This window comes from Accumulibacter sp. (assembly GCF_032229525.1).
GTDB lineage: Bacteria > Pseudomonadota > Gammaproteobacteria > Burkholderiales > Rhodocyclaceae > Accumulibacter.
In genome coordinates this window covers 25,773-34,139 of record NZ_JAVTWB010000207.1, presented here as the reverse complement: position 1 = coordinate 34,139, position 8,367 = coordinate 25,773, and the positions used below count along the sequence as shown (strand labels likewise).

General features: G+C 61.8%; 7 protein-coding genes. 5 read left to right on the top strand and 2 right to left on the bottom strand.

Going from position 1 to position 8,367, the window contains the following annotated elements; all coding sequences use genetic code 11:
- A partial coding sequence (locus tag RUW20_RS16695) for a poly-beta-hydroxybutyrate polymerase N-terminal domain-containing protein (RefSeq protein ID WP_313953352.1) occupies nt 1-389 on the bottom strand: 389 nt, incomplete at its 3' end.
- A gap of 432 nt (nt 390-821) precedes the next feature.
- On the opposite strand from RUW20_RS16695, the gene RUW20_RS16690 reads away from it, so the two are divergent.
- From RUW20_RS16690 to RUW20_RS16675, 4 genes are all read left to right on the top strand, one after another.
- Complete coding sequence (locus tag RUW20_RS16690) at nt 822-1,961, top strand: ABC transporter ATP-binding protein (protein WP_313953351.1); 1,140 nt, start codon at nt 822-824, stop codon at nt 1,959-1,961.
- A 94-nt stretch (nt 1,962-2,055) separates the two neighbouring features.
- Entirely contained in the window at nt 2,056-3,096 is a 1,041-nt protein-coding gene (locus RUW20_RS16685) for an ABC transporter substrate-binding protein (protein WP_313953350.1), read from the top strand.
- Nucleotides 3,097-3,262: 166 nt separating this feature from the next.
- A complete protein-coding gene (locus tag RUW20_RS16680) occupies nt 3,263-4,531 on the top strand; it encodes an ABC transporter permease (RefSeq protein WP_313953349.1) in 1,269 nt (422 codons plus the stop codon).
- Nucleotides 4,532-4,543: 12 nt separating this feature from the next.
- Nucleotides 4,544-5,374, top strand: coding sequence for an ABC transporter permease (locus RUW20_RS16675; protein ID WP_313953348.1), 831 nt, complete (start codon nt 4,544-4,546; stop codon nt 5,372-5,374).
- A gap of 65 nt (nt 5,375-5,439) precedes the next feature.
- Here RUW20_RS16675 and RUW20_RS16670 read toward each other — a convergent pair whose 3' ends face one another.
- Nucleotides 5,440-6,921: a PLP-dependent aminotransferase family protein gene (locus tag RUW20_RS16670; RefSeq protein ID WP_313953347.1), complete on the bottom strand. Its 1,482-nt coding sequence runs from the start codon at nt 6,919-6,921 to the stop codon at nt 5,440-5,442.
- Nucleotides 6,922-7,579: 658 nt separating this feature from the next.
- Between RUW20_RS16670 and RUW20_RS16665 the strand changes: the two genes are divergently transcribed.
- Nucleotides 7,580-8,347 (top strand): 3-hydroxyacyl-CoA dehydrogenase, encoded by a 768-nt coding sequence (locus RUW20_RS16665; protein ID WP_313953346.1) that lies wholly within the window; start codon nt 7,580-7,582, stop codon nt 8,345-8,347.
- The last annotated feature ends 20 nt before the right edge of the window (nt 8,348-8,367 follow it).

Here is an 8,367-nt window from a genome sequence, read left to right as displayed (position 1 = left end):
GCGGCCAGTTGAAACTGTTTCCCGGGTGAGGAGCCAAGGTGCACCATCCAGTCGAGGTAGGCCATGGCCAGCGACGCTGGCGAAATACCGCCGCTCATTTGGCCGAGGGCGATATTGGTCATGCGGTCGATGTCTTCCAGCGCGTCGGAGTCGAGCAAGTGGCGATCGCTGAGGCGGCGCGACGGGGGGGGCGTGGCCCCCGCCGCTGCGCCAGTGTTGGAATACGCAGGCGAGGGCGGTGCGACGAGCGCAGCACTCACGGCTTTGGGAAGCCGTGGCTTGCTCGCTCGGGTGCGCCGTTTCGCCGGGGTGCTGGTTGCTGGAGTAGCCGGCGCTGCTGCGCCAGGCTCTACCGATGCGGGAGTGGCTTCTTCATGCTTGTCGACCATGGTTCTCTTCTCCGTTCAATGCTGTCGCGTTCGTCAGCCGTTGACGGCTGGCGCCGCAGTCCAATAGCGAATCATAAAGCAGCGCGCGGGCGGCGGGCTGATCCAGGTCAACGCCAAGGGTACGCACGGCTGTGCTTGATGTGCTGGGGCGCCAAGCAGACATACAACAGGTCCGTGGCCGGCAGCGGCGCGGATGGGTGCAGCGCTGCCGTAGCCTAGCACTTGCCGTCCGTCACTTCCGCGGCTGCAGGGCGCGCGCTTTTTTTTGCCGGAGATGGTCCCATCGTGTTTGGTTGAATTGGTTGATCTTATGGCCAATTATTGGCCTAGCATCAATCGATGCCAACCGACCCCGGCGCAATCCAGCCGGGAATGCGATACACCGATCCATTAAGCGACGTTAAGCGACGTCCAGACTTGGGAGAGGGTAGTATGAGCCAGGCTGACCCCAGCGCTACCAGTGCCACCAACGCCGCACCGCATGTTTCGTTCCGCGGGACGCAGAAGACTTACGACGGCGAACATCTGATCGTCAGTGATCTGAACCTGGACATCCGCCGCGGCGAGTTTCTGACGCTTCTCGGGCCTTCCGGTTCCGGCAAGACGACCTGCCTGATGATGTTGGCCGGCTTCGAGACTCCCACCGCGGGGGAGATCAGGTTGGGCGACCAGGTGATCAACAAGGTGCCGCCGCACAAGCGCAATATCGGGATGGTCTTCCAGAACTACGCGCTGTTCCCGCACATGACGGTGGCCGAGAATCTGCGCTTTCCGCTGAGCGTCCGCAAGCTATCGTCCGCGGATATCGAGATCAAGGTCAAGAACGCTCTGGAGATGGTGCGCCTCGGAGAATTTGCCAGCCGCTACCCGCAACAACTCTCCGGTGGCCAGCAGCAACGGATCGCGCTGGCGCGTGCCCTGGTCTTTGATCCCGAACTGGTGCTGATGGACGAGCCGCTCGGAGCCCTGGACAAGCAACTGCGCGAGCACATGCAGTTGGAGATCAAGCACATTCATCAGAACCTCGGCGTCACGGTCGTCTTCGTTACCCACGACCAGGGCGAGGCGCTGACCATGTCGGACCGGATCGCCGTTTTTGACCAGGGCATCATCCAGCAGATTGACAGCGCGGAGGCGCTCTACGAACGCCCGGCGAATTCCTTTGTCGCCAGCTTCATCGGTGAGAACAACGCTTTGCACGGGACGGTAGAGGCGATTGATGGCGCTGTCTGCCGGGTTCGCCTCGGCTGCGGTACGGTAGTCCAGGCACAGGCGCGCAACGTTGCCGGAGTGGGAGCGAAAACGATGCTTTCGGTTCGCCCGGAGCGTGCTTTTCTGGTCAAAGGCGAGGCGCTGGAGGTTAACCGTTTCTCCGGCGAGGTGAAGGAGGTGATCTATCTTGGTGACCACGTCCGGATTCGTCTCGATCTGGCAGGGAACCACGACTTCACGGTCAAGACGCCGATCTCCCTTCTTGACCAGAGTCTGCGCGCCGGCGATCAGGTGCAGGTGGTGCTGGACCCGAAACATGTTTCGGCCCTCGACCCTGTCGCCGAATCCAGCACGTTGTAGGTCGGGGAGCAGTGTCGGCGGCGGCCTTGGCCCGCGAAGTGCCGAGTAGCGCAGCACAGTAGCGACTGTATTCACAACCAAAGGAGGAAGTGCAATGAAGAAGCAACTATCCGCGATGAAGCTGCTGGCCCTGGCGGTCGGCGTTATGGCGATGGGGACGGCGCAGGCCGATCTGACGGTCATCTCGTTTGGCGGCGTCAATCAGAAGGCCCAGGTCAAGGCTTTCTACGAACCCTTTACCACGGAGACCAAGATCGGCATCGTGCAGGGCGAATACAACGGCGAGCAGGCCAAGGTGAAGGCTATGGTGAATGCCAAGCGGGTGACCTGGGATCTGGTCGAGCTGGAGTCACCCGAACTCGCTCGTGGTTGCGAGGAGGGGCTTTACGAAAAGCTTGACTACAGCAAGATCGGCAACAAGAAAGACTTCATCGATACCGCCGTGACCGATTGCGGCTTTGGTTTCTTCGTCTGGTCGACCGTGCTCGCCTACAACGCCGACAACCTCAAGACCGCGCCAAAATCGTGGAGCGACTTCTGGGACGTGAAGAAGTTTCCGGGCAAGCGGGGTATGCGCAAGGGCGCCAAGTTCACCCTCGAGTTCGCGCTGATGGCCGACGGCGTCAAGCCAGCCGACGTGTACAAGATCTTGCGCACCAAGGCCGGCGTCGAGCGGGCCTTCAAGAAACTCGACCAGATCAAGCCGCATATCCAGTGGTGGGAAGCCGGCGCCCAGCCGCCGCAGCTGCTGGCCTCAGGTGATGTGGTCATGAGTTCCGCGTACAACGGTCGTATCGCCGCCGCGCAGCAGGAAGGCCGCAACCTCAAGATCGTTTGGACCGGCAACATCTACGACGTGGAATATTACGGAATTCCCACCGGGATGGACCAGAAAGAGGCCGCTTACAAGTTCCTGGCGACGATCGGCAAGGCGGAGAACCAAAAAGTCTATTCGAGCGAGATTCCCTATGGCCCGACCAACGTCAAGGCCATGGCTCAGATCGCTCCGGCGATCGCCGCCGAGTTGCCCACCGCACCGGCCAACGCCAAGACCGCAATAGCCAGCAACACCTCGTTCTGGGTTGAGCACGGCGAGGATCTGGAGCAGCGCTTCAACGCCTGGGCCGCCAGGTAGGGAGTACGCCTTTGGCGGGCGATTCCGGCGTGCCTGCTGGAATCGCCCGACGGGCAGGGGGCCATGCTCCCTGCATTCCCTGTCTCGCCGCCAACCCCTCTTGAACGTCCCGAAGAGGGAAGCTGGTCAGCCGCGGATGCGGCTTTCACGGTAAGGATGGAAAAGCATGAGCTCGAATGCGATCGGGGAAGCCGTGTCCAACCCGCTGACTGAACCACCGGTCCCGCTCAAGACGCAACTGCGGCGTGCCGAGCGTTTGAAGAAGCTTAAGTACGGTGCCTTGATTGCGCCGCTGGCGGTATTTCTGCTGTTCACTTTCCTGTGGCCGATCGCCGCCCTGCTGATGAAGAGCGTCGACAATCCGGAGGTGCCCGAAGCGCTGCCGCAGACGCTCCACCAGCTGGCCAAATGGGACCGGAAGATGCTTCCCGACGCGGCCACCTTCGCCGCCCTGGTGGCCGACCTGACAGAATTCAAGGGGAGCAGGACGCTGGCCGAGGCGGCCAAGCGCCTGAACATGGAACAGCCAGGTTTGCGCTCCTTGTTCATGAACACCGCGCGCAAGCTACCTCTGGAGCCCGGGCTTGAGGCCAGGGACGCCTTGCTGGAAATGTATCCCCTGTGGGGTGAAGTTCATACTTGGCAGTTGATCGCGCGCAACGGCGGCACGTATACCGACTACTTCCTGCTCGCCGCACTCGACATGTACCGCGACGGTAGCGGTAGTATTGTCGCCGCGGGGCCCGATAGCTCCATCTTCGTCGACATCCTGGCGCGCACTTTCTGGATGAGTCTTGTCGTGACGCTGTGCTGTCTGGTGCTGGGGTTCCCGGTCGCCTACCTGCTGGCCACGCTGCCGGCACGGGTCTCCAACCTGTTGATGATTTTCGTCCTGCTGCCATTCTGGACCTCGATCCTGGTCCGTGTCGCGGCCTGGATCGTGCTCTTGCAACAGGGGGGGCTGATCAACATGGGACTGATCTGGCTGGGGGTGATTGACCAGCCCCTGCAACTGGTTTTCAACCGCAGCGGGGTATATATCGCCATGGTGCATATTCTGCTGCCGTTCATGATTCTGCCTCTATACAGCGTCATGAAAGGGATCTCGCCCACTTACCTGCGGGCGGCGATTTCGCTGGGGTCGCCACCGTTCAGAAGTTTCTGGAAAGTCTATTTTCCCCTGACCATCCCCGGCGTCGCGGCGGGCGGACTGCTGGTCTTCATCATCTCGATGGGCTACTACATTACGCCGGCCTTGCTCGGCAGCCCGAGGGAGCAGATGGCGAGTTACTTTGTTGCCTTCTACACCAACCAGACCACCAACTGGGGCATGGCGGCGGCCCTCTCGGCCGTTCTGCTGGCCGCCACGATGGTCCTCTATTTTGTCTATAACCGCCTGGTCGGCAGTGCGACCTCCGGCGCCAAACCCCGCTGACCGGAGGCTGCCATGATTCCCGCCTACGCCTCGCTGACAGAACGCATCTGGTACTACGCGTTTCGCGTCCTTTGCGGCCTGATCCTGTTGTTTCTGGTGGTCCCGATCCTGGTCATCGTACCCTTGTCGTTCAATTCGGATTCCTTCCTGCTCTATCCGATGACCGGTTTCTCGCTGCGCTGGTACGAGGAGTTCTTATTCTCGGGGACCTGGACCCACGCCCTCAAGAACAGCTTGATCGTGGCTCCTTTCGCGACGCTGCTGGCGATGATTCTCGGTACCCTGGCGGCCATAGGTCTGACCCGGGTGGACTTTCCCGGCAAGGCGCTGGTCACGGCCATCCTGATCTCGCCGATGGTCGTGCCGGTAGTGATCGTCGGTGTCGCTACCTACATGGTCTTCGCGCCGGTCGGGCTGACAGGAAGCTATCTCGGCCTGATCCTGGTGCATGCCGCGCTCGGCGTTCCGTTCGTGGTAACGACGGTGAGTGCCACGCTGCAGGGCTTCGACTACAACCTGGTGCGCGCCGCCGCCAGTCTTGGCGCCAACCCGGTTACCGCGTTTTTTCGCGTCACCCTACCGCTGGTGGCGCCGGGGGTGATCTCGGGCGGCCTGTTCGCTTTCGGCACCTCATTCGACGAGGTGGTGGTCACCCTGTTCCTCGCCAGTCCGGAGCAGACCACGTTGCCGCGCCAGATGTTTTCGGGCATTCGCGAGAACATCAGTCCGGCCATTGCTGCCGTGGCGACCATTCTGACCATTTTCGCGGTGCTCATGCTGCTCACTCTGGAATGGCTCAGGGGGCGGAGCGAGCGCATGCGTACCAGCATCAGCAACAAGTAGCTGCGATTCACCACGGCTCTCTCGCGGGGCAAAGCTATGGCAACCGATGGTCCGCTCGCGAGGTCTTAACGACCCCGCCTCAGATGGCGTTCGATGACCGCTGCCAGTGTTGCCGCGGCCGGGGCGATCCGTTCCACCGGGACGGCGGCGAATCCCAGGTTGAGGCCTGGCTGACGTTTTTCCTGGTCGAGGTAGTACATCGACAGGGGACGGCAGATAACGCCCTCGGCCAGTGCTTCGGCGGCTACCAGCGCGTCGTCGACCGGTTGGCAGAAGCGATAGAGCAGTTGCAGGCCGGCGTGACCACCGGAGGGAACGACGGCGTCGCCCAGGTGAGATCTCATGGCTTCCTGTAAGGCATCACGGCGTTCGGCGTAGATGCCGCGCATGCGCTTGATGTGCGAAGTGAAGTAGCCTTCATCGATGAATTCCGCCAGCGCCGCCTGCTCGGCCAATCGGCCACCACGATAAAGCTCCGAGTTGCCGGTGACGAAGGCATCAACAAGGCCTTCCGGCACCACCAGATAGGCGAGGCGCATGCCCGGGAACATCACCTTGGTGAGCGTTCCCAGATAGATCACCCGCTGCCGGTCGGACAGCCCGAACAGCGAGGCCAGCGGCCGTTCGTTATAGCGCAGTTCGTTATCGTAGTCGTCCTCGATAATCCAGGAGTCGAACAAGTCGGCGTTCTCCAGCAGCTGCAGGCGACGGTCGAGTGAGAGCACCGTGCCGGTCGGGTACTGGCTGGATGGCGAGGTGAAGATCAGCCGCGGAGGCAGGGACCAATCTTCGACCGTGGGAGCGAGGCCTTTTTCGTCGAGCTGGATCGGCGTCACCTGCAGGCCGGCGGCGGCGAGGACATTGCGTGCGCCCCAGTAGCCCGGATCTTCCATCCACGCTCGGTCACCATCGTCGGCGAGCATTCGCGCACAGAGATCAAGGGCCTGGTGGGAGCCGTTGACAATCACGACCTGTTTGGGATCGACCTGCATCATGCGCGTTACCCGCAGGTAGTTGGCCAGCGCGACCCGGAGAGGGCCGTAGCCGGTGTGCGCATAGTTGAGCAGGTGCGACTGCTCGGTGCGCAGGTACTTGGCCACCAGGCGACGCCAAATACCGACGGGAAAGAGATCGACATCCGGAATGCCGGGCATGAACGCGCCGCGCTGCACCACACTACTGGTGACGTTGGCGGCAACGGTGCTGCCTCGGCGCGACAGGCTTCCGCGACGGGTGCCCGCCGGGCGCTTGGGGGAAGGTGCCTTGAGCCCGCTCGACACGGCCTCGGACACATAGGTGCCGTCCCCGACCCGGCCCTCGAGATAACCTTCCACCAGGAGTTGTTCGTAGGCCCGCACCACGGTATTGCGGCCCATGCCGAGCTCGTCGGCCAAGAGTCGGGTAGGCGGAAGCTTGGTGCCAGGCGACAGATTGCGGTCCATGATGGCGTGGCGTAAAGCGAGGTATACGCGGATGCGCAGCTTGACTGTCGGAGCCTGGCGTTCGACGTATTGCTGCAGCAACTCTGTGATCAGGCTTTGTTCCATCTGCGCGTACGCCGTCAATTGGTTCTGGCGATAGGGTGAGCTAACGTTTCCATTTTGACCAATTTTCGGTTGGTGATCAACTGCGACTGCAGGCTAGTCGCTGACCGTGGTCGTGACGCCGCGTCGCGACCCGACGGCCGTAGATCTCAAAGACGGCTCTGGGCATGCCTCGCCGGCGAAAGATGCCGCGCTCGCGCTTGACTTTCGCAGTCGTTCAAGCGCTCTGCTGGTCGGCCATTTCGATCCCGAAGCTGATAGCCAAGGCGTGTGAGGCGGTGAGCAGGAGTGCATCGCTTGCTGTTGCGGTGCGTCATGCGATCGGGGATGAGACGGCTCTTCGCGGTGGTGGCAGGTCGCATGTTGGGCCGGACTGGTGCTTGACTCGGCAGCACTCGGCATTCGACAATGCCGGGATTGCTCGCCGCCACTACCGGAAAAGTGCATTTACGGTAGCTGCGGCAGAGCGTGCAGGGCCGAGGCAGCTCGTTTGGCTGGGGGGCAGGACTACTTCCGGACGGGCACTCGTGCTACCAAGAGGTCCTCGTCTCGACAGGTGGACCGGGTTTTCCTGTGACGATGTCCGGTCGTAACGATCGACGTCGGCATGGACCAGTAGCGCGACATCGCGTGATGTCGCGATATTTTTTTGGGGGTAAAAATGCAAATCAAAGGCAGCGTATTCGTAGTAACGGGCGCAGGTTCCGGGCTTGGTGCGGAAACAGCGAGCAATCTGGTGAGTGCCGGTGGAAAAGTTGTCATTGTCGACGTCGATGCCGCTGCCGGCGAGGCGCAGGCAGCGCAGTTGGGCGCCAACGCGCGCTTTGCCAAGACCGACGTTACCGATGAAGCGAGTGCACGTGCCGCCATCGAATTGGCGGTCAAGGAATTTGGCGGGCTGCACGGGCTGGTCAACTGCGCCGGCGTTGCACCACCCAAGAAAGTGCTCGGCCGGGATGGCCCACACGATCTGGCCACTTTCGCGCGCGTCGTGAGCATCAACCTGGTCGGCACCTTCAACATGATCCGCCTGGCGGCCGAGGCGATGAGCAAGAACCAGCCGAACGAGGGCGGCGAGCGCGGCGTTATCATCAATACCGCTTCGGTTGCCGCTTTCGATGGCCAGATCGGTCAAGCGGCCTATGCTTGCTCGAAGGCTGGAGTGGTCGGTCTGACCTTGCCGGTTGCGCGTGAAATGGCCGCGCACGGAATCCGTGTGATGACCATCGCTCCGGGCATCTTCGAGACGCCGATGCTCAAAGGACTGCCGCAGGCCGCTCAGGATTCACTGGGCCAGATGGTGCCGTTCCCATCACGTCTCGGCAAGCCCGCCGAATACGCGGCGCTGGTTCAGCACATCTGCGAGAACGGCTATCTGAATGGCGAAGTGATTCGCCTTGATGGTGCCATCCGGATGGCTTCGAAGTAATCCTCGGCAAGTCGCAAAGT

Bases quoted from the DNA above. Each gene is read 5' to 3' on its own strand.
- RUW20_RS16680 (WP_313953349.1), top strand. From the start codon at position 3,263: ATGAGCTCGAATGCGATCGGGGAAGCCGTGTCCAACCCGCTGACTGAA.
- RUW20_RS16675 (WP_313953348.1), top strand. From the start codon at position 4,544: ATGATTCCCGCCTACGCCTCGCTGACAGAACGCATCTGGTACTACGCG.
- RUW20_RS16670 (WP_313953347.1), bottom strand. From the start codon at position 6,921: ATGGAACAAAGCCTGATCACAGAGTTGCTGCAGCAATACGTCGAACGC.
- RUW20_RS16665 (WP_313953346.1), top strand. From the start codon at position 7,580: ATGCAAATCAAAGGCAGCGTATTCGTAGTAACGGGCGCAGGTTCCGGG.
- RUW20_RS16685 (WP_313953350.1), top strand. From the start codon at position 2,056: ATGAAGAAGCAACTATCCGCGATGAAGCTGCTGGCCCTGGCGGTCGGC.
- RUW20_RS16690 (WP_313953351.1), top strand. From the start codon at position 822: ATGAGCCAGGCTGACCCCAGCGCTACCAGTGCCACCAACGCCGCACCG.